Origin of the sequence: Streptomyces sp. NBC_00273, from assembly GCF_036178145.1 — a bacterium.
Taxonomy (GTDB): domain Bacteria; phylum Actinomycetota; class Actinomycetes; order Streptomycetales; family Streptomycetaceae; genus Streptomyces.
This window is the reverse complement of the sequence record NZ_CP108067.1, coordinates 9,465,406-9,488,583: the sequence shown is the minus strand read 5'-3', so window position 1 is coordinate 9,488,583 and position 23,178 is coordinate 9,465,406. Positions and strand designations below refer to the sequence as shown.

Annotated in this window: 20 protein-coding genes and 4 pseudogenes; 13 read left to right on the top strand and 11 right to left on the bottom strand. The window is 69.3% G+C overall.

Annotated features, from left to right (window positions below; translation table 11 throughout):
• Positions 1-536: 536 nt before the first annotated feature.
• Positions 537-1,832: a glycosyltransferase 87 family protein gene (locus OG386_RS42585; RefSeq protein ID WP_328792669.1), complete on the top strand. Its 1,296-nt coding sequence runs from the start codon at positions 537-539 to the stop codon at positions 1,830-1,832.
• Here the strand turns inward: OG386_RS42585 and OG386_RS42580 are convergent.
• A pseudogene (locus tag OG386_RS42580) lies at positions 1,762-1,923 on the bottom strand (IS110 family transposase); the annotation flags it as partial. The gene OG386_RS42585 and the pseudogene OG386_RS42580 sit on opposite strands and share 71 nt — an antisense overlap.
• A gap of 337 nt (positions 1,924-2,260) precedes the next feature.
• Positions 2,261-2,744 (bottom strand): annotated as a pseudogene (locus tag OG386_RS42575) (restriction endonuclease).
• A 445-nt stretch (positions 2,745-3,189) separates the two neighbouring features.
• Between OG386_RS42575 and OG386_RS42570 the strand changes: the two are divergent.
• From OG386_RS42570 to OG386_RS42560, 3 genes and pseudogenes are all read left to right on the top strand, one after another.
• Positions 3,190-3,426, top strand: a pseudogene (locus OG386_RS42570) (helix-turn-helix domain-containing protein); the annotation flags it as partial.
• Positions 3,427-3,530: 104 nt separating this feature from the next.
• On the top strand, positions 3,531-3,659 hold the full coding sequence (locus tag OG386_RS42565; RefSeq protein WP_328792667.1) for a hypothetical protein: 129 nt from the start codon (positions 3,531-3,533) through the stop codon (positions 3,657-3,659).
• A 514-nt stretch (positions 3,660-4,173) separates the two neighbouring features.
• Positions 4,174-4,902 carry an HAD family hydrolase gene (locus tag OG386_RS42560; RefSeq protein ID WP_328792666.1) on the top strand — a complete coding sequence of 243 codons (729 nt, stop codon included), beginning with the start codon at positions 4,174-4,176 and terminating at the stop codon, positions 4,900-4,902.
• Positions 4,903-5,022: 120 nt separating this feature from the next.
• On the opposite strand, the gene OG386_RS42555 is transcribed toward OG386_RS42560, so the two are convergent.
• On the bottom strand, positions 5,023-5,232 hold the full coding sequence (locus tag OG386_RS42555) for a hypothetical protein (RefSeq protein WP_328792665.1): 210 nt from the start codon (positions 5,230-5,232) through the stop codon (positions 5,023-5,025).
• A gap of 29 nt (positions 5,233-5,261) precedes the next feature.
• On the opposite strand from OG386_RS42555, the pseudogene OG386_RS42550 reads away from it, so the two are divergent.
• Positions 5,262-5,495 (top strand): annotated as a pseudogene (locus tag OG386_RS42550) (NF041680 family putative transposase); the annotation flags it as partial.
• 221 nt (positions 5,496-5,716) lie between these two features.
• Here the strand turns inward: OG386_RS42550 and OG386_RS42545 are convergent.
• Positions 5,717-6,334 carry a hypothetical protein gene (locus OG386_RS42545; RefSeq protein WP_328792664.1) on the bottom strand — a complete coding sequence of 206 codons (618 nt, stop codon included), beginning with the start codon at positions 6,332-6,334 and terminating at the stop codon, positions 5,717-5,719.
• 508 nt (positions 6,335-6,842) lie between these two features.
• Complete coding sequence (locus OG386_RS42535; protein ID WP_328792663.1) at positions 6,843-7,646, bottom strand: DUF6042 family protein; 804 nt, start codon at positions 7,644-7,646, stop codon at positions 6,843-6,845.
• A gap of 702 nt (positions 7,647-8,348) precedes the next feature.
• Here OG386_RS42535 and OG386_RS42530 point away from each other — a divergent pair.
• A complete protein-coding gene (locus OG386_RS42530; RefSeq protein WP_328792662.1) occupies positions 8,349-8,537 on the top strand; it encodes a hypothetical protein in 189 nt (62 codons plus the stop codon).
• Positions 8,538-9,369: 832 nt separating this feature from the next.
• On the opposite strand, the gene OG386_RS42525 is transcribed toward OG386_RS42530, so the two are convergent.
• Positions 9,370-9,711 carry a hypothetical protein gene (locus OG386_RS42525; protein ID WP_328792661.1) on the bottom strand — a complete coding sequence of 114 codons (342 nt, stop codon included), beginning with the start codon at positions 9,709-9,711 and terminating at the stop codon, positions 9,370-9,372.
• Positions 9,712-9,942: 231 nt separating this feature from the next.
• Positions 9,943-10,563, bottom strand: a complete 621-nt coding sequence (locus OG386_RS42520; RefSeq protein ID WP_328792660.1) for a TetR/AcrR family transcriptional regulator — start codon at positions 10,561-10,563, stop codon at positions 9,943-9,945.
• Positions 10,564-10,888: 325 nt separating this feature from the next.
• Between OG386_RS42520 and OG386_RS42515 the strand changes: the two genes are divergently transcribed.
• From OG386_RS42515 to OG386_RS42495, 4 genes are all read left to right on the top strand, one after another.
• A complete protein-coding gene (locus OG386_RS42515; protein ID WP_328792659.1) occupies positions 10,889-11,353 on the top strand; it encodes a hypothetical protein in 465 nt (154 codons plus the stop codon).
• A gap of 869 nt (positions 11,354-12,222) precedes the next feature.
• On the top strand, positions 12,223-12,579 hold the full coding sequence (locus OG386_RS42505) for a CU044_2847 family protein (RefSeq protein ID WP_328792658.1): 357 nt from the start codon (positions 12,223-12,225) through the stop codon (positions 12,577-12,579).
• Positions 12,580-12,584: 5 nt separating this feature from the next.
• Complete coding sequence (locus tag OG386_RS42500) at positions 12,585-16,721, top strand: nSTAND1 domain-containing NTPase (RefSeq protein ID WP_328792657.1); 4,137 nt, start codon at positions 12,585-12,587, stop codon at positions 16,719-16,721.
• A gap of 403 nt (positions 16,722-17,124) precedes the next feature.
• Positions 17,125-17,850 (top strand): hypothetical protein, encoded by a 726-nt coding sequence (locus OG386_RS42495; protein WP_328792656.1) that lies wholly within the window; start codon positions 17,125-17,127, stop codon positions 17,848-17,850.
• Between the two features lie 367 nt (positions 17,851-18,217).
• Here the strand turns inward: OG386_RS42495 and OG386_RS42490 are convergent, their stop codons facing one another.
• Together OG386_RS42490 and OG386_RS42485 are read right to left on the bottom strand one after the other, a co-directional pair.
• Positions 18,218-18,427, bottom strand: a complete 210-nt coding sequence (locus OG386_RS42490) for a hypothetical protein (protein ID WP_328792655.1) — start codon at positions 18,425-18,427, stop codon at positions 18,218-18,220.
• 263 nt (positions 18,428-18,690) lie between these two features.
• Positions 18,691-19,530: an SDR family oxidoreductase gene (locus OG386_RS42485; RefSeq protein ID WP_328792654.1), complete on the bottom strand. Its 840-nt coding sequence runs from the start codon at positions 19,528-19,530 to the stop codon at positions 18,691-18,693.
• A 91-nt stretch (positions 19,531-19,621) separates the two neighbouring features.
• On the opposite strand from OG386_RS42485, the gene OG386_RS42480 reads away from it, so the two are divergent.
• From OG386_RS42480 to OG386_RS42470, 3 genes are all read left to right on the top strand, one after another.
• A complete protein-coding gene (locus OG386_RS42480; RefSeq protein WP_328792653.1) occupies positions 19,622-19,993 on the top strand; it encodes a winged helix-turn-helix transcriptional regulator in 372 nt (123 codons plus the stop codon).
• Between the two features lie 240 nt (positions 19,994-20,233).
• Positions 20,234-20,377 (top strand): hypothetical protein, encoded by a 144-nt coding sequence (locus OG386_RS42475; protein WP_328792652.1) that lies wholly within the window; start codon positions 20,234-20,236, stop codon positions 20,375-20,377.
• A 165-nt stretch (positions 20,378-20,542) separates the two neighbouring features.
• The gene (locus tag OG386_RS42470; RefSeq protein ID WP_328792651.1) at positions 20,543-20,767 is read left to right on the top strand and encodes a hypothetical protein; all 225 of its coding nucleotides are present in this window, start codon (positions 20,543-20,545) and stop codon (positions 20,765-20,767) included.
• 54 nt (positions 20,768-20,821) lie between these two features.
• Here OG386_RS42470 and OG386_RS42465 read toward each other — a convergent pair whose 3' ends face one another.
• Positions 20,822-22,657: a glycoside hydrolase family 15 protein gene (locus OG386_RS42465; protein ID WP_328792650.1), complete on the bottom strand. Its 1,836-nt coding sequence runs from the start codon at positions 22,655-22,657 to the stop codon at positions 20,822-20,824.
• A gap of 382 nt (positions 22,658-23,039) precedes the next feature.
• The gene (locus tag OG386_RS42460; RefSeq protein WP_328792649.1) at positions 23,040-23,162 is read right to left on the bottom strand and encodes a hypothetical protein; all 123 of its coding nucleotides are present in this window, start codon (positions 23,160-23,162) and stop codon (positions 23,040-23,042) included.
• Between the last annotated feature and the right edge of the window lie 16 nt (positions 23,163-23,178).

Genomic DNA, 23,178 nt, shown 5'->3' with positions numbered 1-23,178 from the left:
CTGCCTGGCGCCGTGCCACCGTGCCGTCGAGACCCGCGCGGCACGTGTCCGGCCCCGCGTACGGCGCCGCGGCCATGACGTCCCGATCCCCGGCCAACAGCGGTGCCGCCACAGCCGTCGCCCCCGGGGACCGGCGCGATGACGGTCGCCGGAGCCCGCGCCGGAGTAAGAGCCTTACGTGCGGTGCGCGGCCTCCACACCGGAGGAGCGCGCACCGCCGTCACAGACCGGGCCACCGGAACCCGGCTCCCGGCGCCCGGCGCCCGGCGCCCGGCGCCCGGCAGTCCACTGTCGCTGTCGCTGTCGCCGGACCCTGCCACGCCTGCCAAAGCCGCGATTCGAACCCCTCCGGAAGCACTCCGGTACCGGTGGCACTCTCCCACTTCCCCCCTCGCCCTCACTTCGTCATGCCCTCATGCCCTCACCTCTTCTTCAAAGGTTGATGCCTGATGTCGCAAGCCGCTCGGAAACAGGAGCCTCGGTCACGGTCTCGCTCCGCAGCCAAGCCCTTCGCCGGCGGACGACGGTGGGACCGGTTGGTCCTGCTGGCGTGCGCGGTGTCGGCACTCGTGGTGGGGCTGGCGTCTCCCGACCACACCTCGCAGAAGGTGTGGGGCCTGGTCGGCGCGGCGGGATACGCCTGCGCGGCTCTGTTCGCGGCGCTGTCGTCCACGCCGTGGGCCCGCACTCCCGCCGTGGTCGCCGTCACCGGTGCTGCGGTGATACCGCTGCTGTACCTGTCGGTGATCGGCAGGGCGCAGATGGAAGTCGGCGTCGTGGAACGGGCGGCCGACCTGCTGTTCTCCACCGGAACTCCATACAACCCCGCGCCGCACGCCGTACGGGACTTCAACCCCTACCTTCCCGGCATGGCGCTCTTCGGGGTACCGCACCTGCTGTTCGGTGACACCCCGTTCGCCAGCGCCCGCGTGTGGTTCCTCGTCGGGTTCCTCGCGGCCGTAGCGGGAGCCGTCCGGGTGCTGATCGGGGGCGGGGGCCTCGCTACGGGGCCAAGCCGCACCGCGCACGGCGCCACCGCCGGGCTGACGGGCGCCCTGTGGCTGATCGCCTGTCCTGTCGTCGCGCTGCCCCTGAGCATCGGCGGCGTGGACCCGCCGGTCATCGGACTGCTCTGCCTGGCCCTGGCCTTCACACAGCGGGGTCACGCCGGGCGCGCCGGCCTGGTCGTGGGGGTAGCCGCCGTTCTGAAGTGGACCGCCTGGCCGGCCATCCCGGTGATCGTCGCCGTACTCGCGGTACGGGGCGGGAGGCGCGCCGCGTTCAGGTGCGCGGCAGCGGCCACCGGGCTGGCCGCGCTCACCATCACACCCGCGGTGCTGGTCGATATCAACGCCTTCTACCAGAACGTCGTCCTCTACCCGCTGGGCCTCGGCCCCACGGCGTCTTCCGCCCAGAGTCCCCTGCTCGGGCACCTGATCGTTCTACTGATTCCTCACGGCAAGGCAGTGACCACGGCGCTGATCGCGTTGAGCGCGGTGGGTATGGGGGCGTCCCTGCTGGTCCGCCCGCCGCGGAGTACCGTCGCCGCCGCCGACAGGCTGGCCCTGGGGCTGCTCCTGGCGATAGCGCTATCCCCGGCCACCCGCATCGGCTACGCCATCTACCCCATCGTCCTGATCGCCTGGCCCCGGTTCACCGCCCGCCTGTCGGCCGACCGCCCCGCCACGCCCCACTCCGCGAGCGAACCGCCGCACCACCAGCGGACCGTGGCCAGCCGCCTGTGCACTGCCACCAACGCCACGGCCGGCCCGTCTCCGCAGTGTCGCCGTGCTCGGCCAGCAGCAGCCGGTGGCCGTCCAGATCTTCGTTGATCCGGCACTTGGCCAGCAGCTTGCCGGTGTCGTCAACGAGCGCGATGTCGTGGTGTCCCTCCACCCAGTCGATCCCGCAGAACGCATCCATGGATCCCGCCCCTTCCCCGGCGCCGCTCTCGAACACGAGCACGCGGGGCCGCACGGCGCACTGATTCCAGGACTCCAAGGTCCGCCACCTCATCAGCCGTGCGCGGCACCGCCGGACCGCACGGGCGCACGCCGTGTCCAGATCTCGAAGCTCTTGAGGAAGAACGCGTCACCGTGCGGCAGCTCATCCATCGAAGATCCCGAACCCGAGAGCCCCACGGGGCTGGACACCGCCCGCCAGGCCCTCAGAGATCCAGAACCTCTCATTGCTAACGAATCAGAGGTGTCGCTTTCCGAAAGGGGCTCGCCCATGGCGTCTGACCTGCACAAACGGAAGATCACCAGCATCGGGGGGGCACACCTCTGGCAGTACCTCCGGTCCCCCGCCTAGTACAACCCCCAGACAACTGTCCAGCCCCTTCCGGTGCACCCCCCTTCGGGGCGAGCCCGGCCTCCAGCCGGTCCAACCGTTCGTAGAGGGCGCGGGACGAGGCGGGCTCGCTTCTGGACGCAGTGCACGGTGCCCTCCAGGGTCGCGCACAGCGAGCCTTCCACCTCCCGCAGGACGACGTCGGCGAACGCCCGCCGACCGCTGCTCTTCGGCAGCTGGCTCGCGCGGCGCCGGACGTCGGCGGCGACTGCCCGGGCGTGCCCGGTGAGTTGGAGGTAGATCTGCTCGTATCCGCGTACGGCGAGCGTGTCCTCGCTGGTCCAGGCGAGGACGGCTTTGACGAGGCTCTCGTACGGTTCGCGGTCGAGCGGGAGTTCTGCCTCGATCAGGCCGTCGGGGTCGTGCAGGACCGTGTGGCTGCTGGTGTGCACGGCGAGCCTCGCTACTGGGCGTCTTCGCGCAGGTGTCCTCTCCGCAGGCCCGATCGTCTGGTCCTCGCCGTGCCGGCCGAGGAACCGGGCGAAGCCCCGGTCCGCGCGGGCCAGAAGGACCGGGGAGGGAAGGCCGTAGGTGGGCGGCTGGAGGCCGATGCCGTCGGCAGCCGGGGCGGTGCCCTCGTTGCGCGCGCATGGTGGCCTGCCTCTCCCGCTGAGCTTGTTCTTCATCTTCCGGCTTCGTCCTGTGAGGCTGGATCTTGATCATTACCGTCGACGTTTGACGGGCGAGCGTGAAGCTGCGTCTCCAAAGGGTTGGTGCAGGCAGCCGCGTGACCATTGATCTATGACGATCCCCAGTGCTGTGACCGCGAGCCTTTGCCGGGTTGCTCGTTGTGCTGGTTGGAAGTGACGACGCTTCCAACCAGCGTGGGGAGGCGGGATGGCGCAACCAGTCAGGGTCCGTGGGCTGAGCGGGCAGGAGGGGCAGAAACTCCAGCACGTCGTCCGGCGGGGCAGTACCAGTTCTGTGCGGTTTCGGCGGGCGATGATGCTGCTGGCCTCGGCCGGCAGCAGCACGGTCCCGGTCATCGCACGACTGGTCCAGGCGGACGAGGACACCGTCCGCGACGTGATCCACAAGTTCAACGAGATCGGGCTCGCAGGCCTTAGAAGCCGTTGTCGTACCGAACTTGAACGGCTGGTTTCCGCAGTTCAGGCATGATGCCGGCATGGCAAGGCATGCTCGGGCCGTTGGGTTGTCTCGTTGGTGGAGGTGCCGGGATGGCGTCGGTGGTGGGTCTCCTGGAGGAGCGGGAGCTGGCTGCGCGTGAGCGCGTGGAGGAGCTTCGGGAGGTGGCGGACCGGGTACTCGCTGAGCTCGCCGAAGCGGAGACAGCCTGGCACGAGTAGCTGATCGCCCGGCAGCGCGTTGGCGAGGTTCTGTCCGGGCCGCGGCCCGGACCGGCAGGCGAAGCTGGCCCGGAAGCCGGTGAATCTTCCGGGTCGGAGCCCACGACGCACGCGCCCGCCGAGGTTCCCCTACCGAGGGCCGCGCGATCGGGCTCGATCGTCCCGGTGTGACGTCCCGCGCTTTCCATGGACGCGCTCGCTCCCCACTACCAGCGCATCCTCGCCACGCTCACCGAACAAGCATCCGACGGGAAGCCAGTGATGTCCTGTCAGGAGATCACTGCCGTACTCGGATTGGAGCCGGTTCCGGCTAATGTGGAAGGAGTTCGATCGAAGACGAAGCGGCTGGCCGACCGGGGCTGGGCAGACGAGCCCACCCCGGGACGGTTCACGCTCACCGCCGGGCCAGCCAGCGGCTCATGAGGATCGTCATCGACCACGGCACCATCTGCTCATGCACGGCGGGGCAGCGAATCGTCTCGTCCTCGCGTGATCGCCAACGAAAGAGCAACCGATGCAACCGATTGTCCTATTCGACCTAGACGGCCTTTTGATCGACTCCGAGCCGATCTGGGACGCGGCAAAGCGTGAAGTGTTCGGTCCGCTTGGCCTGCACCTCACAACGGAAATGCAGGCGGCGACGCGCGGGCTGCGGCAAAGGGACATGGTGGCCTATTGGTTCGATCGGGCCACCATTCAAGCCGACCCCGACCACGTCGAGCAGCAGATCGTGGCCGCCGTGTGCCGTAGGTTGGAGGGAGTGGCGCTGAAACCCGGCGCCGAACACGCCGTCGCGGCGTGCGCGCGTGCATCGAGGGCGATGGCCGTCGTGTCATCTTCGCCGGAGTCGGTGATTCGGCATGCGCTCGCGAGCACCGGCCTTGACCGATCTTTCGATGCCGTGTTTTCGGCCGAAGACGACGAACACGGCAAGCCCCACCCGGGCGCCTATCTCCGCGCAGCCGCCGCCCTCGGTGCGTCACCCGACGAATGCATTGTGATTGAGGACTCGCTCAACGGCGTCCTCGCTGGCGTGTCAGCCCAGATGACGGTCGTCGCCGTTCCCGAGGCCGCCGATCGCTGCGACCCTCGCTTTGCGATTGCCACTCTGGTACTGGAGTCCCTCAAGGATCTCGATACCTCTGAATTCGGCGCGTGTGTGTCCGGGGGGAGCCGGGACACCACGTGGGCATCGCGTGCTGTGGATCCTCAACCGTTCCGCGAACCAGATCGTGCTGTATGACGCCCTCGATCGTGGGTCCGGGCCTTCACGGGTAAAGGCCCGGACCCACCCCGGGACGGTTCACGCTCACCGCCGGGCCAGCCAGCGGCTCATGAGCATCGTCATCGACCACAGCAGCATCTACTCATGCACGGCGGACAGCATCTCGTAGTCGCGCACCAGGCGCCGTGAGCGCATCAGCCAGCTCAGCGCGCGTTCCACCACCCGGCGTCCGGGCAGCACCACGAACCCCGAGGCGTCGTCGCTGCGCTTGACGATCTCCAGAGCGAGCCCCTGTTGCTGCTTCGCCCAGCTGACCAGGCGACCCGCGTAGCCGCCGTCGGCCCACACCAGGACGATCTGCTCCGACCAAGGTGCACATGACCACGGCGAAGGCCGTGAGGGTGAGTCAGCTGCCTGATGTTGTCCGGAGGGACGCGTTCGCGGGGGCGTCACGCTTCCGGGGCGAGTTCTACGAGTATCTGATCGCACGGTGCGATGAGTTGTTCGAGCTGGCGGAAGCGGCGCTGTGTGCGGACGGTGCGGTGAAGTTCCCGGTGGACCTGACTCTGTTGCCCGAGCATCGTCGTGGGCACGGAGCGATGCACGCGGCCTGAACCACGGCCGGTTCAGGAACATCCGCACTCACCTCGCCTGCCCGACCCGCGTTCCCAAACCCCGGCTCTCGTCCTCTTGCTCGTTCTCCTTGGGCCGGAGTATCGGGGTGACCTGGCGTAGGAGCCCGATTGCGGTGGTCACCGTGGTGTCGTCAATGGACTCGGGAGCGCAGCGGGCCCGTTGGACGATCGCCGCGAGACGGAGATCGGCATCCACTTCAACACCGTCGGCGAGGATGTCGAACCATGCCCTCGCCGGTACCCGTGCCGCCGGGAGTCGCAGCGCCAGGTCGGCCATCGTCCGGACCACCAGCAGTCGCTCCATGGTCCCGCCCCTCAGAGTCGAGCCGGGCCCCAAGGGCCGCCACTGCCCGCTCGGCATCATCCAGGAACAGCCCCAGCCCTTCGATTGCCGTCCCCCGCACCCGGGAGTCAGCATCACGGGCATAGCCGACGAATGCCTGGCCGCGCCCGCGCATCAGTGCCGCAGTGTCCTCGTAGGCGGTGGACTCCTCACCGTCGGGGCCGATGCAGATGCTGCCGGGGTCTTCGCGTTCGACGGCTTCACGGCCGATGCTCGCGATCAGCGCGACCACCGACGCCCGGTCAGGAGTGCAGGGGTCGTCGGCCATTGCGAACAAGAAGGGCAGGCTGGCCATCATGCACGGGTACACGTCACCCTGGTGATGGGCCGCACTGTAGAAGCTGCTGAATGCCCGCTCCTGGAGCTCGGCGTCGGGCGAGGCCATGTCGTTCAGCCATTGCGGAACATCATCGGCCTGCCCGTAGGCGTGCCCCATGGACGCCCAGTCGATGCTCTCCAAATCGTTGATCACGCCCTGCACTATGCCGGGCAGCACTGACAGGGGCGACGCGTCCGATTCCGGCGCCCGAATCGCAGCAGCCACGGAGCCGCAACAGTCGCCGCCGAGGCTCCGGAGTTCCGCTCATCTCGAATGACGCTCCCCGCCAGCTGGCGGCTTCGAGTGGGACTCGGCCCGGCGTGAGGCGTACGCCAAGGACCAGGCGTCCCCGCTGACGCTGATCGCGGTCACCGCGAAGTCGAACCGGTCCAAGGCCGACAAGGACCCGGCCGGCGCAGTGGCTGCCGCCAGCCGGTGGCTACCACTGCGAGTACGCGGCGCAGTTGACCGCCACCAAACTCCGCTGGAACCTCGCGGCCGACGACGCCGAACGCCAGGCGCTGCTCGGCATCGCCGAGGACTGCCCGAACACCGTGGCGGTCCACCGCGCCGCGTAACCGTCGTCTACGAAACCCCCGCCCCCTGAGGCACCCCCGCCAGGGGCGGCCAGCGCCGGGCAGGGACCACCACCGCCCTGATGTCAGGCCAGGTCGCTGGGCAGCGTCACCGCGAGTTTTCCGTCCTCGGTCATACCGTGGACACTGATCCGCTCCTTGTCGAACCGCTCCCAGTCGCATTGGATGCGGAAGACCTTGTGCGAAGGCACGTTGGTGACGTCGAGAGTCGTGGTGAAGTCGCCGGCCTCTGTCAGGAGACGAATCGCTTCGCGTGCATCCCCAGGGTCTCCTTCGATGAGCCGGGCCAGCCGGTCCAGGCTGGTCACGATCTCCTTGCGGCGCACTCCCTCGGGCTCGAACAGCTCAATGATTCGACAGGAGGGACCTTCGTACGCACTATCGATCAGCATCTGTCGCTGAACAGCGGCCTCCTCTTCGTCAAGAGGGAACACATCCGCAGGCACAGGCGTCGGAACCTTGGGAAAGATCCGTGGCACGCCAACCACATCGGGGACTTCGTAGACAACTCCTGCGACCAGTAGCAGGTCCAGTACATCGGCGTGGGTACGCAGAGGCGGCCGCCCGTAGTGCGAGGCGTACAGTTCAGCAAGCTCGATGAGCTTCGCATGCCGGGCTTGCTCGTCCTCATCGAAGTCGTCAGGGGCTTCCCAGCAGGGGGCTTCCAAGTCGCCTTGGGGATTGTCCCTGTTGCGGAGTCCGCGCTCGAGGTCCTCCCGCGTGGCACCGGTTTCGGCGAGGCCCACTGCCAGGAGCAGGAAGAAAAACGAGTACGGCCGCATCCGCGACCAGCCACCCCGCATTACTTGATGCAGGTAGTACTCGCGATCCTGCTCCGTCCAGCTTGCGGGCGGCGTCGAGGCGACCACGTGACTCTCCTTGCGCAGAACAGACGGGGAAACCAAAGCATGTCAGCATGCACCGACACGGAGGGGGTCGGTTCCCCCAAATCGGTTACACCTTCAGGCAGTTGTTCTGATTGTTGGGCCGGAGCTGGGCGACCCGTGGCGGGTGCGGGTGGCTGCCCGGCGAGCTGCAGCGCACCCCGGGCCCGGCCTTGCAGGTATGGCTCGCGACATCCGTGACCCGCCACATGGAACGCGGCCGCGGACGCGGGGGCGGGGGGCGGCTCAGTGCGGGGCTTCCGTTCGCTGATGATCAGACGGAGGCATTCGTCATGGGGCAGCTGCCGATGCCGTCGCCGTCGCCGTCGCCGTCGAGATAGCCCTTGCCCACCTTGGCCCGGACTGCGGCCAGGGCTGCGCGAACCACGAACAGCGCTCCACCTGCTCGAACCACGGCAGCTCCCGCTTCGCCCCGGCCCGCGGGGAGCCGGCACCGGCTTCGTACGAGCACTCCGAGCGCACCGCCTGCCGAGTTCCGACGGGTCCTCCACTTCTCGATCTGCAGGCGCTGATCGGCCTCGAGCCGGTCACCGGCCACGGCCGCCGCACGCTCGAGGTCCTTCACCAGCCGGTGCACCGTTTTCCACGGCTGGCCGGCCCCTTGCCCTCAAGGGTCCTCGGAAGCCTTCGCGCGCGTTCGGCTTCCTCCCTGGCCCGCTGGTCTTCGTGCTCAGCGAGCAGGGCCTCGGCCTCGGCCTGCTGCTGGCGGGCGAAGTCGGCCAAGACCCCGTCTGCGGCGGCCGTGATGGCGACCTCGCCGTCGGTTCGGTGATGGGTCGCGGTCGCGTTGACCCGCACAACGAGCCGACCCGTGGCTACGGGGTCGCGCGCGTCGACGGCCCGTTCCAGGAGTGAGAACAGGTGCCGCCGTGCCTCGGCCTGCCCCTGAATCCATGGGCGCGCGTCTTCGCCGACAGCGGCGAGCCGTCCCCGGGCCTTCCCCGGAGCCCATGGTGACGTCGAGTGAGTTCTCCTGGAGCGGTTGATCCGTTCGACCGCCGGCGTGGACAGGCCGCACTCGGTCATCTCGCACTCGTCGAGTACGAACCACTCGATGGGCCGCGCGAAGGCTTCCGTGCCAATGCAGACATGCCGGCCGGTGCCGAGGCACCGATACCCCCAGCACCTGCTCGCGGCCGTCCTCATCCCGCACGGGCGCGACCGCATGATCTAGGTGCACACACAAGCCCCCCGCTCATGGAACCGGATGCCGAGGACAGAGCCGACCTCCGCTCCGTCCGGCCGGGCGAAGTCAAAGCGGGCCTGGCCCTCGGCGCGTCCGGGAGTGCGGAGCCAGGCGGCGGCCGCCTTCACGTATCCGAGCCCGCACCGCCCGGAACCTCCGTCTGGATCTGACGGTCGTCACCCCGCACGAACCGCACCTCTGTCGTCTCGGTCCACCGGTGCCTCAGCCGTCGATGTGCACGGGTACAGGTCGGAGCGGAAGTCGAAGGTACCGCCGAAGCGTTCGGGGGCCATGTAGGTCGGGGTGCCGATCAGGACGCCGGTGGTGGTGATGTCGTGCTGGCCGTAGTACTGGACGTACTCGGGCGCCCCGACAACGCGGCCAGGTACGGTGCCGGGCGTTGCGGGCCCGGCAAGATCCGAAAGAGACGGCCTAGCGAACAGGCCTGCTTCGGCACTCCGAAGTCGGGCCCGCCGCATGCGGCGGTGCGTGCGCGTGTCGTCAGAGCGAGGGCGCGAGCAGGGTCAGCCGCAGGAGTACTGCCACGGCCAGTACCGCCGGAGCGGCGAACCATCCCCGGCCCACCCACTCGGCCTTCACAAAGACCCACGAGAGCAGTGCCGTCACCAGAGCCAGGGCCAGCCCCAGGCCCGCCGCGTACTTGGCGTGGTCGAGGCCCTCGGTGTCCCAGGAGCCGGCCGGCCCCACCGCGTACGCCAGGAACGCAAGGTAGCCGGTCACCAGGTTGCCCAGGGCGAGGAGGAGGGCGCACACGACCACGCCCACCAGCCCGGGCCCGCCACCGGCAGGGCGCTGCCGGGCCGGGTTCGTCGTCCCGTTCACCGTAGTGCTCCCCCCGCGCCGTTCAGGTTGTTGTCGAACAGTCGAGCGTACGCCTGGGCGCCGTAGCTTTCGCAGTAGGGGCCCCGCGCCGGGCAGGCTCCTTCCCATCCGCAGTGAGTGACAACAAGACGATCAGGAGCAGGTAGAGCGGGAGCAGAACGGCCGCCGCGCGCCTGGCCGGCTCTGTGGTGCGCCGGAGATCGGTTGGGGGGATTCGCTGGAGCGGTTGGGTCAGCCCGGGCTCCGGCTGTCGTCGCTGAGGCTCGGGGGAAGGGGGTCGACTAGGTAGTGCTGGATGGTGGGGGCGATGAGGTCGGTGACGGAGGAGGCGGGGAGGGTTGCGATGGCGCCGAGCTGCCAGATGTAGCGGTTCATGACCATGCCGACGATCTGGGTGGAGATGAGGCTGGCCCGCAGGTTGCGTTCGGTGTCGGGCAGGCTCTGGGAGACGGCAGCCAGTACGAGTTCGGAGAACAGCTGCCGCAGGCGTTGCAGGGCGACGGGCTCCTGTGCGGCGGTGAGGATGATCGAGCGCAGGGTCTCGGCAGAGACGGGGTCCTCCCAAAGGTTCAGGGCGGCCTGCACGAAGGCGTGCCCTCGACGGTCCATGGGCTGTTCGGCGGCGGCGGCCACGGCTGCGCCGAACGCTTCGGGGGGTTGCATCACCTCTTCCAACAGCCCGATCTTCGTGCGGAAGTAGTAGTTCACCAAGCCGGGGTCGACACCGGCCTCTTGCGCGACGGCCCGGAGTGAGGTCGCGGCGTAGCCGCGTGTGGCGAAGGATCTGCGGGCGACGGCAATGATCTTGTCCGCCTGCACTCCGCGTTCGCCCCGAGGGCCTCGACCAGTCACACCGCATCACCTTCCGTGACGGTTGCAGGAGGGGCTTCCCCTCGGTGAGAGTTTCAGCATACGTTGAAATTAGTTTCCACATGTGAGGAAATTAAGAAGACGTCCGTCTGGGGCGAGACCCTCGCGGCCGTCTTCGACAACCTGACCGACGACCCCTAACTCAAGGTTCAACCCCGGAGCCGCCGCAATCGCCGCGTCCCGCACCGCATCCACTCCGACCGCGCCCCATGGACCCCGCACAACAGCTCACCGGTGCTGTTCCAGCGCCTCGCCGTGTCCGCGTGCGTGAGAACCACTTCGACCCCGGCCAAGGAGTCCCACCCCCGTGAACCGCGCACCCGACATCGTCACCCTCGCTTCCCTCGACACTCATCGCCTGATCGTCACCCTTCCGAACCAGGGCCCTATCGACGTCCGTTCGAACCTCCCGCGCGCCACCGCCGCCGCCATGCTGCGCCGCCTCGCCAACGAGCTCGACGCCGAGCAGCTCCTCCCCGCCCTGCCCGGGGAAGCCTTCGCCACCCTCACCCAGCAGCTCACCCGGCGCCACCGCCCCGCCGAGGCCGCCCGGCTCGCCGCCGACGCCCTCGCCCACCACACCCGCGAGCTCGCCAACATGCTCGCGGCCGCCCTCGATGGAGGCATGCCCGCCGAAGCCCCGTCGGTCGGCCGGCACCTGGTCTCGATACTGCGCAGCCACGCCGCCCATCTCGACAGCCCACCCGGGTCCCCCATCGACAATGTCCTCCACCTCGCCGCCGCCCGCCTCACCCGCCGCACGCAGCGATGAGCAGCGGCACCGCCCTCGCCGCGCGCACTGCGCGCCAGCGTCGAACGGACCGGCAGCACCAAGGCCACTGGCGGCAAGGCCACCGCCTCCGGCAGGACCGTCGCGGCGAAGGCACGACTCGCACGACTCGCCCCCCTTCACGACCGCCTGCGAACGCCTCGCGGCCGACCGCGCCGACAACCTCGCGCGGGCGGCCGCGCTGCGCCGCGATCTCGACGGGATCGCCGCGGCGAACGCCCTGGTCGCTGTCGACGACGAGCGTGACTCCGAGGGAGGCAGCACCGCTGTCCGCCGTCGTAGACGTCCAGGGTGAAGGTCTCCGGCCCGGGCCGGCCGGCCGGCCGCGTCATAGGCGTCCAGGAGGTGCTCGATCCGTTCCCACAGCTTGAGCGGGCCGCCCTCGCACACGGTCCACCCGCCGTCGTTATCCGTGGTGAAGATGGCGGCGGAGCCGGTGACGACCTCGATCAGGTGCGCCACCTCCCCCACGGTCGTCATCTGCGCGTCCGGCACCGCGCTCTGAGCGAGGAACCGCAGGTGGAAGGCTTCCCTGGTCGCGGTCGCACAGGTCCACAGGGTTCCGGAGAGGGCAGACGGCGGCGGTGCGCTGGGAGGGTGATGCCGGCGCCGACGAAGGCGGCGGGTTCGGCGGCCGCGAGCGCCTGATCCTGGTCGTCTTCGCGGCCCCGATACGGTGCGAACACCTGGCCTCGTACGGTCGTTCTTCGCCGCCCACCTGCCAAGGCGAGCGGCGGAACACGTGCGGAGGGGGCTCTCACACGTACAGACCGCCCGTGGTGCGACGCAGGTCCCTGCGGTGAAGCCTGGTGGCGTCCCTGTGGCGAATCGGATCGAGAGGCGGGCGAGGCGTGGCGACACCAGTGACGCGGATTCCGCTGGACGGCGGTGGCTTCGTCCTGGTCGAGGAACCGGGCGCCGTGCGGCAGGAGGGGCCCGTGAAGGCCGGCCGCATCGGTGACTCCGTGCGCGAACTGCCGGTGACGCTGGAAGCCGCGCTGGCGCCGGTCACGGCGGTCGCAAGCGCCGCCCTCGACCAGCTGCGCAAAGCGGGACCCGACCAGATCGCCGTCGAGTTCGGCATCGACCTCGCGTTCGAAGCCGGGGCAGTGATCACCAAGAGCCAGGCGGGCTGCCACCTGAAGGTGACCGTGTCCTGGAACGGCGACGGCCCCGACCGCCGACGTGCACGGTCCACAGGGAGCTGATCCAGATGGCCGGCAAGGGCCACGACACCAGCGGCGGCACCTCCTCGGATCTACTGGCGGCAGTCGCCCAGATCCTCACCCCGGACGGGACTGTGGCCGGGGCCGGCTTCCTGGTCGCCGAGAACGTGGTGGTCACGTGTGCGCACGTCGTCGAGGCGGCCGGGAGCGGCCCGGGCGGCGCGGTCCTGCTGGCCTTCCCGCGCGTCGAAGGCGCGGAACGCGTGCAGGGGCAGGTGCCGGCCGAGCTGTGGCGGGGAGCCGAGCGCGAGGACGTGGCGTTCATCCGGCTCGACGCTACGCCGGCCGGTGCACAGCCGCTCCCGCTCGGCTCCGCGGAGGGGTGCCGGGGGCACGAGGTGCGCTCGTACGGGTTCCCCGCGCAGGCCCCGTCGGAAGGGCACTACGGATCCGGCGTCGCCAGCGATGTGCTATCGGCCACGGTCGGACAGAGCGCCCTCCTGCAGCTGACCGACGCCAACGACCTGACCACCGGCTTCAGCGGCGGGCCCGTCCTGGACGAGGTGACCGGTCTGGTCGTCGGCATGCTGACCGAGATCACCGCACCCGACCGGTTCCAACGTGGCCAGAACATTGCGTACGTCACGCCGACGCAGGTACTGCGGGAGGTGCTGCCAGACCTGGTGGAACAGGCGGTGTGCCCGTACCGGGACCTGGAGCCGTTCAAGGAGGAGCACGCCCGGTGGTTCCAGGGCCGGAAGGACGCGGTCCGGCAGGTCGTGTCCAACCTGGCCCGCCAGCAACGTCTGACGCTGCTGCTCGGGCCGTCGGGATCGGGCAAGTCGTCGCTGATGCAGGCGGGGGTACTGCGTGCGCTGGCCGAGGGAGAGGTGCCGGGCGGTGACAACTGGCTGACCGTGCTCGTGCGGCCGCGGCAGGATCTGGCAGCGGAGATCGAACGGGCGGGGCTGCCCGGGGCACGCGCGGACGGGATCGGTGCGGCCGTCTCCCAACGGCTCGCGGCCGGACCGGGCCACCAGCGCATCCTGCTGGTCATCGACCAGTTCGAGGAGCTCTTCACCCGGGCGGCCAATGGCCACGGGATGGTCGACGGCGGACGGAGCAACCCCAGCGCCGTCGCGGACCAGATCGTCGAAGCGGTCGACTCGCACACCGGTCTCAGCGTGATCCTGGTCATGCGCGACGACTTCTATCCCCAGCTGGCCGCTCTCGCCCCCGGTCTGCTGGAAGCGGCGACGCCGGGACTCCTCAACGTTCCGGGCACCTTGAGCGACCGGGACCTGCACGACATCATCACCCTCCCCGCCGTGGACGTGGGCCTTCGGTTCCAGCCCGGGCTGCCGGAGCGGATCATCTCCGACGTCCTCGCGGTCACCCCCGAGGAAGCGTCCGACCGACAGGCACCCGCGACCGTGCTCCCCCTGCTGGAGCTGACCCTCAGCCAACTGTGGCGCCAGCGGAAGGAGGGATACCTCACCCACGAGGCCTACCGTCGGATCGGAGCGGTCAGCGGCAGCCTGACCACCTGGTGCGACAGCGCCCTCGACGAGCTGTCGCCAGATCAACGGCCCATCGCCCGCCGCATCCTGACCTCACTGGTGCACCCCGCCGACCCCAGCCGTCGTGTCCCGCCTGTCCGCGCCCAGGTCCCCTTGAGTGAACTGCGCGAGCTGGCGGTGGAGCCCGACGAGACACCCGGCACCGACGTCGACAGTGTCATCGCCACGCTCACCCGCCACCGGATCATCACCACCCAGACACTTCGCGACCCGCGAAACGCGGAAGCACCTCCGGGCGAACCGGTGGCCGAACTGATCCATGACGCGCTCATCCGGGACTGGGGCACGCTGCGCGAATGGGCGAGGCTGGACCGCCGATTCCATGAATGGCTCGACGCCACGAGGGAACGGCAGGCCCGTTGGGCGGAGAAGGCCGACCAGGGCGACCTGCTCGGCGGTACGGCACTGGCGGAAGGTCTCGAACTGTCGCAGAAACGCCGCCTCCCCGGCGACATCGCAGCCTTCCTCACCGCCAGCCGAGACCGCCAACGGGCCGTCATCCGGCGCAGCCGGCGGCTCAACACGATCCTGGCCGCGTTGCTCGCACTCGCTCTCATCGCGGGGGTCGGCGTCCTCTGGCAGTGGCGGTCAGCGGTCAGCGCACGCGAGGCAGCCCAGTCCCGTCAGCTCGCGGCCCAGTCCAACACCCTCATCACCTCGAACCCTGAGCTCGCCTCGCTGCTGGCCATCCAGGCGTACCGCGCGAGCCATACGCCCGAAGGGCTGGAAAGCCTGAACAACGCCGCGGCTCTGCCTCTGCACCGGCGTTTGTTGGGCCATGGCCACGACGTACACGCGGTGGCGTTCAGCCCGGACGGACACACCCTCGCGAGCGGAAGCACAGACGGCACCGCACGGCTGTGGGACACGCCCACCGGGAAGGCCGGCATCACATTCGACCACGTTTCGCTGGCCGTGGTCTCACTGGCATTCAGCCCCGACGGCAGCATCCTCGCCACCGGCAGCAACGAAGGGCCGGTGCGGCTGTGGAACGTGGCCACCGGCAAGCCCCTCGCCACCTTGACCGGGCATACCAGCCAGGTGAATTCCGTGGCGTTCAGCCCCGACGGAAAGACGCTCGCCACCGGCAGCAACGACACGACCGTACGGCTGTGGGACGTGGCCACCCGAAAGTCCCGCACCACCCTGCATGAGCACACCGACATCGTGCACGCGGTGGCGTTCAGCCCCGACGGTCGCACCCTCGCCAGCGGCGGCGGCACGACCGTGCGGCTCTCGGACGTCAACAGCGGAGCGGCCCTCAGGACGCTGCCCGAGATGGAAGGCCTCGTGGGCTCGGTGCTGTTCAGCCCCGACAGCCGCACCCTCGCCACCGAGAACGGCGACGGGTCGGTAGGGCTGTGGGACGTGGATACCTTGAAAGCCCGCACCACGCTCTACGGGGATGTCAACTCCATGGCGTACAGCCCTGACGGAACCATGCTCGTCATCGGAGGTGCCGACCACAGCGTGCAGATCTGGGACGTGGCCACCGGAGCGGTCCGCGCCACCCTCCTCGGGCACACCAACGAGGTGAAATCGGTGGCGTTCAGCCCCGACGGACGCACCGTCGCTTCCGGTAGCCTCGACCACAGCGTGCGATTGTGGGATGTGGCCGACCGCACCATCCTGACGGGGCGCACCAGCGCCGTGCTGGCAGTGGCCTTCCGCCCCCACAGCAGTCTCCTGGCCACCGGCGAAGCCCTGGGGGCGGTCAAGTTGTGGGACGTGGCGTCCGGCAAGCCCCACAGCACCCTCAACCACCACGGCGCGGTACTTTCGGTGGCTTTCGCTCCCGACGGAGGAACCCTCGCCACCGGTCGCTGGGACAGCGAGGTACAGCTGTGGGACGTGGCCAACGGCAAGGTCCGCAGCACCATCGCCGTTCCCGCAGAAAAGGTGAACGCGGTGGCGTTCAGCCCTGACGGCGAGACCCTGGCGACCGGCGCGGACGACGGGGTGACAGCGTTGTGGAACGTAAAGACCGGGAAGGTCCAGACGGTCATGGGTGAGCACACCGCCTTCGTGGGTTCGCTGGCGTTCAGCCCCGACGGAAGCACTCTCGCCACCGGAAGCGGCGACCGTACGGCGCGCGTGTGGGACGTGGCCACCAGCGAATCCCGCACCACCCTCACCGGCCATACCGACCGGGTGACATCAGTGGCCTTCAGCCCGGACGGACGCACCGTCGCCACGGGCAGTTTCGACCGCACCGTGCGGCTGTGGGACGCGGCCACGGGCAAGACGCGCCGCACGCTGATCGGCCACACCAGCGACGTCAATGCGGTGGCCTTCAGCCCCGACGGCAGCACCATCGCGAGCGGAAGCACAGACGGCATCGTGCGGCTGTGGGACGTCGAGTCCGCCAAGACCCGCACCACACTCCTCGGACACTCCGACAGCGTGGCGTCGTTGGCGTTCAGCCCCGACGGCCGCACCGTCGCCTCCGGCAGCTTCGACAAGACGGCGCGACTGTGGAAAGTCGCGCTCCCCGCGCCCGCCGCAGCCATCAAGAAGATCTGCCAGTCCGTCAACCGCGACTTCACCCCGGAAGAACGGACGGCGTACCTGCGGGGCCAATCGGTCGGCCCCGTGTGCCCCTGAGCCGCAGCGTGCGGGGGGCGGGGTGCGGGGATCAGCTGGACCCCCGCACCCTCCGCCTGGTCAGGCTCGGCAGCGGAACGGTGCGCCAGGAGGTCCGCCCAGAACTTCTCACCGTGTTGGCGGATGCCGGGTGTCGGCAGTCATGCAATCGACCAGGGCGTCCCCTCACCCCACTTTGTTCGATTCTCAACAGACTCAAGGAAGTTTGGTGAGTAGCAGGCAGCCGATGGACCGGGGCCACCCGCTGCTTGGCTCTGTTCTCGTGGGGATGCCGGCGTACATGCCGGGTCTACCTCGTTGGAAAGGTGGTCTTCACGAACTGTGACCGGTCTTTCGGTCTCCCCTTCCCCCTTCGGGCTAGGCCCGCACGGCCTGACTCCCCACGCGACCGTAGCGTGGTGCCATGAGCTGGGTCCCCAGGCCGGGCGCGGGCCGCGAGCATCAGCCGCCGACGGCGGAACCGGAGGAGGTACAAGCCGGCGTCGGCAAGCGCCTGGACGACGTCGCCAAGATCCTGGCCGGCGCCCTGGTCGCCGTTGCGGGGATCATGACCACCCTCGGCCTAACGAGCGATATGGTCTTTGTTGCCCTCAACAATGAGTCCTGGCCCATTCACGTCGCCTCCCTGTGCGCCATCCTGGCCATCGCTTGCAGCGTCGTGGCCCTGCTGCTCCACCCCACTCACCGGGGCAACATCTGGAAGACCGTGGTCCTGGTGCTGGGGGTGATCTTCTACATGACGGCATTGAGCGTGGCCGTCGTCGGCGCTGCCGAAGCGGCAGGTGGTAACGGTCGCCCCAGCGTCACTCGGGTGATCATCGATGGGCACAGACCCGATCTGAGGGTGCGCTTCGACGTTCACGCGGACGGTGTCGACAGGTGGGCCACCATCGACGTGTACGTCGATGGCGTGAACAAGAACGGAGAGTCCGTCGCGAACGAGAGCCTCTACGAGAGCACCCTTCGCCCCAACGACAAGGGCGAGGTCAACCAGCGCGTCAGCGTACCCATCACAGTCCCGCAGAACGCCTGGGGCATCCAGGTCACCGCAGTTACCGCAGGTGGCGATGTGGCCTGTGAGGTTCGTTCATCGCGTGGCCCTACCTGCGTGACCCTCCACCTGCCATAGCCGAGCCAGCCCGCGCGCAGGCCAAGAAAACGCCTACCGGCGGGTGTTGTCCGGGTGCAGGTCACTCGCGCCGGCTGGCGCGGTCGGCGGTGAGGCGGGCCTCGAAGCCGTCGAGGAGGGACTGGAGGCCGAACGCGATGGTCTTGGCGGGCGCCACGGCGCACTCCGTGGCGGCTGTGGTGCCGAGGCGTTCACGCAGGCATGCTGACGAACGTTGCTGCTGAACGTGAACAAAGCCATGCCCGGGGCTTCGGCATACAGGGAGCGGCAGGGCGCGCACGGCCGGACCCGGCGACGACAGGACAGAGCCCGACCGAGGTAGCTACGGGCCCGGCCGGGCTCTGCCTGCGTGGGATACGGCTCGCACTCAGAAATCCTCGCGCAGGTCGCGCTCGTTGCGGAGCAGATCCTCCTCTCGGCGCCCCTCCGTCTCCTCGGGGCGCCGGCCGCCGCGGCGGGCCGGGGTACCGGGCTCGGGACGGACCGGGCCCGGACCGGGCCGCTGCGGGCGCTGGGGACGCTGCTGTTCCTCGCGGCCCTTGCCCGGCTCCTGGCGCTCGTCCTCCATACCGCCCATGACGGCGACTCCTCACATGCGTGGGGTGGGGATTCCACCCACCACGCTGGCACGGTCACCACTCACCCCCTCGGCTACGATTCGTGACGGGAGCGTGACGGCCTCGGCCCGGCGGGATGTGGATTCGCGATCCGCGGCGAACCTGCTGCGCAAGATCGTGGACGATGAGTACATCGCGGACGCTGAGCGTGTAGCCCTACCCACGCCGCGCGGGCACAGTGGATCGCCGAGCAAGAACAGCAGTTCAGCAGTGCTGTCCAGTCTCAGCGGAACGCGGCGGCATTGCGTGCGGCCCAGTCGGCGAAGGAGCGCGGGGCGCGGTCGAGTACCTGCTGGACGTCCGGGCTGACGCGCAGTTCGGCCGGGCTCGGGGAACCGAGGATGTCCAGGGTGTCGTCGGCGAGCTCTGCCGGCATGCTTCGGGTCATGGCGGCCTTGGCTTCGTCCCGGGTGAGCTCGTGGAACGTCACCTGTGAGCCCAGCGCGGCGGCGATGGCACGTGCCTGCTGGCGGGGAGTGATGACCTCCGGGCCGGTCAGCTCGTACACACTGCCGTTGTGCCGGTCATCCAGCAGGCAGGCCGCCGCGACTGCGGCGATGTCCGCCGGGTCGATGATCGGCACACCGACGTCGCCGAAGGGCGCGGCGACGGTCTGCCGGGCGCGGACGGACTCGGCCCACCACAGAGCGTTGGAGGCGAAGCCGCCGGGCCGCAGGATGGTCCACTCCAGGCCAGACCCGCGCAGTGTGTCCTCCAGCGTGCGCATTGCGATCCGCGTCGGGCCGAAGGGCCTGGTCGCCACGCCCAGCGTGGAGAGCAGGACGACCCGGCGGACCCCGCTGGCCGCAGCTTCGCCGATGATGTCGGCAGGGCTGGCTCCGGCGGAGTGCAAATCGCCGGACAGCAGCAGGAACAACGACTCGGCCCCGGCCAGCGCAGACCTGAGGCCGGCCGGCTCGGCCAGGTCGGCCACCACGTGCCGGACTCCGTCCGGCACCGGCGCCGTATGCCGCGAGACGGCCGTCACCTTCTGGCCCGCCTCCGCCAGCGCCTGCGTCAACGGTCGGCCGATGTTGCCGGTAGCCCCGGTCACCACGATCATGATCAGCTCCTAGTCGAAAGTCCTCTTTGGCCGTGACGCTAGGAGCCGGGCTAACTATTGGTAAGGACATACCTCTCGGTAAGCTCATCCCATGACGGAAAGCGCGCAGCTCAACCATGCCGGGCCGGTGCAGCGGTATGACGTGTTTCACACGGACTGCCCAGCGCGCAGTGTGGTCGACCACGTGACCAGCAGGTGGGGCATCTGGGTGCTGATCGCCTTGCGCAGCAACGACCTCCGGTTCTACGAGCTGCGCGAGAGCATCCACGGCATCAGCGAGAAGATGCTCGCCCAGACCCTGCGCACGCTGGTCCAGGACGGCCTGGTCTGGCGGGAGGTCGAGCCGACAACGCCGCCCCAGGTCACCTACGGGCTGACCGAGTTCGGCCGGGACCTCGGCGAGCCTCTGACCGAGCTGTTCGACCGAATCACACGGCGGCTGCCACCTCGCATCGCGGAATAGCGCGGTAGTCGCCCCTGGGGCCGATCAAGACGGCGCACGCCGTCCAGTCTGCAGTCCTGCACCCGGTTGTGATGGCCGTCGGCCATCGGACAGCTCGGGGAGGCCCGCGTCGTGCTCGCCGTTCGCATCCGTAGCCACGACGGCACGCCTGGCGCGCTCGGGCGGTCGGATGCCCTTGGGTGTGGAGTGCCTTGGTTCGGCCGCCGAGTTGGGGATGTTCAAGCCGTCGGTCAGCGGCCCGTGCTACCGCTCGATGTCCCCGCCGGGGTCGGCGGGTGCGGGGCCGGCACGCCGGCCCTGGACTGGTCCGACGTGGTCGACGACCTCAACGACCACGGCGTCCGCCTCACCCCCGTCGCCAACACCTACGCCGCCGCCATGTGACCCACAGGCCTGCCGCAAGCCGCGCGTCTGGACGCGCAGTGTGGGTGCGGACCGCGGGCTCCCGCCGGGACGGCCCCGGAGGGGAAGCCCGATCGTCGTCCTACAGTGCCGCTTGGCTGGCATGGCCGCCCTCCAGGTACTCGGTACACGTGGCTGCTACGGCACGTGAAGGACCAGGACGCCCTCGGCGACCTCGCCAGGAGAGCCGCAGCCGATACGGACTGGCCCGAGGAACTGGACCGGCTGGAGGGCCTCGGCCAGCAGGCGGGCGGCGGTGTCCACGGGCTCGGCTCTTCCCAGCTGACGTCCGCGCCCACCCTGGCCAGTTCGGGTGTCGTACTGGGCCGCGTCGAGGTGCAGGCCGGGGGGGGCGAGCACATGCCGGCTTGAGCGGCGGAGGCTGACTGCGCGTTCGCTGAGGACGCGGGCGGCTGTGATGCCGCGTCAGCCCAGGGCACGGTCGAGGTTGAAGGCGGCGCTGATCAGCGAGAGGTGGGTGAAGGCCTGTGGGAAGTTGCCCAGTTGTTCTCCGGTCGGGCCGATCTCCTCCGCGAACAGCCCGAGGTGGTTGGCGTAGGTGAGCATCTTCTCGAAGGCGAGCCTGGCCTCCTCCAGCCGGCCCGCGCGGGCCAGTGCCTCCACGTACCAGAACGAGCAGATCGAGAAGGTGCCCTCGGGGCCGTGCAGGCCGTCGGGGCTTGCGGTCGGGTCGTAGCGGTACACCAGCGAGTCGGAGACGAGGTCCGTGGTGAGCGCGTCCAGGGTAGAGAGCCATTTGGGGTCGGTGGGCGAGACGAACTTGGCCATCGGCATCATCAGCAGCGAGGCGTCCAGCACGTGGTCGTCCAGTCCCTGGACGAACGCCCCTCGCTCGGCCGACCAGCCTCGCCGCATGATCTGCCGGTAGATCGCGTCCCGGGACTCCCGCCAGCGGGTCAGGTCCGCCGGTAGACCGCGGCGGTTCGCCATGCGCATCGCGCGCTCCAGTGCCACCCAGCACATCAGCCGCGAGTACACGAAGTTCCGCCGGCCCGCCCTGGTCTCCCACACCCCCTCGTCGGGCTGGTCCCAGTGCTCGCACAGCCAGTCCACCACGGCACCGACCTGGTCCCAGCGGTCACTGCTGATCGGCTGCCCCCACTTGTCGTAGAGGTAGATCGAGTCGATCAGCGCACCGTAGATGTCCAGCTGGAGCTGGCCGGTGGCCGCGTTGCCCACCCGGACCGGTGCGGAGCCCAGGTATCCCTCCAGATGCGGAAGCTCGTATTCGGGCAGGTCGGTGCGCCCGTCGATGCCGTACATGATCTGCAACGGACCGGTCTCCCCCGTGCCCCGCAGGATGCCGCGCTCGGAGATGAATCCCATGAACGCCTCGGCCTCCGAGGTGAACCCCAGGCGCAGCATCGCGTAGACGCAGAAAGCGGCGTCGCGGACCCAGACGTAGCGGTAGTCCCAGTTGCGCTCGCCGCCGATCTGCTCGGGCAGGCTGGTGGTCGGTGCGGCGACGATCGCGCCGGTCGGCGCGTAGGTGAGCAGCTTCAGCACCAGTGCGGAGCGGTTCACCATCTCCCGCCACCGCCCGTGGTAGCGCGAACCGGCCAGCCAGTGGCGCCAGAACCGGACGGTCGCCTCGGCCTGCTCCTGCGCCTCGGCGCGCGGGCACGCCCGGGGCGGGGCATCGTCGCCGATCTGGTCGAGGGCGAACACGTTGGACTCGCCCTCAAGCAGCTTGAAGTTCGACCATACGTCCCGGCCGTCCGTTTCCAAGGGGGCGGTGGCCGTCAGCGCGAGCGCCAGTGAAGGGGAGCGGAACAGTGCCGTGTGGCCTTCGAGGTGCGCGGTGTGCGCTTCGGTGCCATAGCCGAAGCGGGGGGCGATCCGCGCCCTGAACGGGAGGGTTCCGCGCACGCAGATCACTCGTCGGATCAGCCGGTGCCTGGCCGCCTCGCGCGAGTCGTCGACCACGGGCATGAAGTCCTGGATCTCCGCCACGCCGTCCGCGGCGAAGAACCGCGTGATCAGCACGTTCGTGTCGGGGAAGTAGAACTGCCTGGTGCGGGTCGGGACCTCGGCGGCCAGCTCGAACGACCCGCCCCGGTCGGCGTCGAGGATGGATCCGAAGACGCTGGGCGCATCGAAACGGGGACAGCAGTACCAGTCGATGGTGCCGTTCGTGCCGACCAGGGCGGCCGTACGGAGATCGCCGATCAGTCCGTGGTCGGAGATCGGGATGTAACGGCCGTTGTCCGCCTGCTCGAAACCAGTCGTGTCGAACGCCATGTGGGCCTCCTTGCCGCTGCGGCCCGGGCCAGGAGATGAGCCTCGCTTTTCATGCTAGACCGTTGCTGTGTTGCAGCCCGTGGAACTCCAGCGCCAGCCGTCGCAAGCTCGGCCTGGATCACGCCGAGCAGCGCGTTGACCATCCGCATTTGGTATGTGGCCGCACCGCGTCCCGAGCCGGTGCCACACGCGCAACTGGTACATCCGCCGGATCTCCGACGCACGGCAGGCAGCCCGACCTGGGTCAGTAACCAGCGTCGCACGAGATCTGCCGGATGAGGCTGGTCATGGCCGGTGCGAGCCCCTCCTCGGCGATCTTGTCGCCCTCGATGCGGTAGACCTCGATGTTCCCGAAGCAGACCTGCCGTCCTGTCGCCTCGATCTACCGTCCGGGCGTGGCACGCAAAGCAATGTCCAGCAGCGTGTTGGCTGCCTGCCGAGCATCCGTGAACACCTGCGCGTCGTTGTAGGAGGCCACCAGTGCGTCGGCGCCTTCGAAGATCACGGCGAGTTGCCTGCCG

Coding starts and splice junctions, on each gene's coding strand:
- OG386_RS42490 (WP_328792655.1), bottom strand. CDS start 18,427: ATGGGCGGTATGGAGGACGAGCGCCAGGAGCCGGGCAAGGGCCGCGAG.
- OG386_RS42495 (WP_328792656.1), top strand. CDS start 17,125: ATGAGCTGGGTCCCCAGGCCGGGCGCGGGCCGCGAGCATCAGCCGCCG.
- OG386_RS42560 (WP_328792666.1), top strand. CDS start 4,174: ATGCAACCGATTGTCCTATTCGACCTAGACGGCCTTTTGATCGACTCC.
- OG386_RS42485 (WP_328792654.1), bottom strand. CDS start 19,530: ATGATCGTGGTGACCGGGGCTACCGGCAACATCGGCCGACCGTTGACG.
- OG386_RS42480 (WP_328792653.1), top strand. CDS start 19,622: ATGACGGAAAGCGCGCAGCTCAACCATGCCGGGCCGGTGCAGCGGTAT.
- OG386_RS42500 (WP_328792657.1), top strand. CDS start 12,585: ATGGCCGGCAAGGGCCACGACACCAGCGGCGGCACCTCCTCGGATCTA.
- OG386_RS42565 (WP_328792667.1), top strand. CDS start 3,531: ATGGCGTCGGTGGTGGGTCTCCTGGAGGAGCGGGAGCTGGCTGCGCGT.
- OG386_RS42465 (WP_328792650.1), bottom strand. CDS start 22,657: ATGGCGTTCGACACGACTGGTTTCGAGCAGGCGGACAACGGCCGTTAC.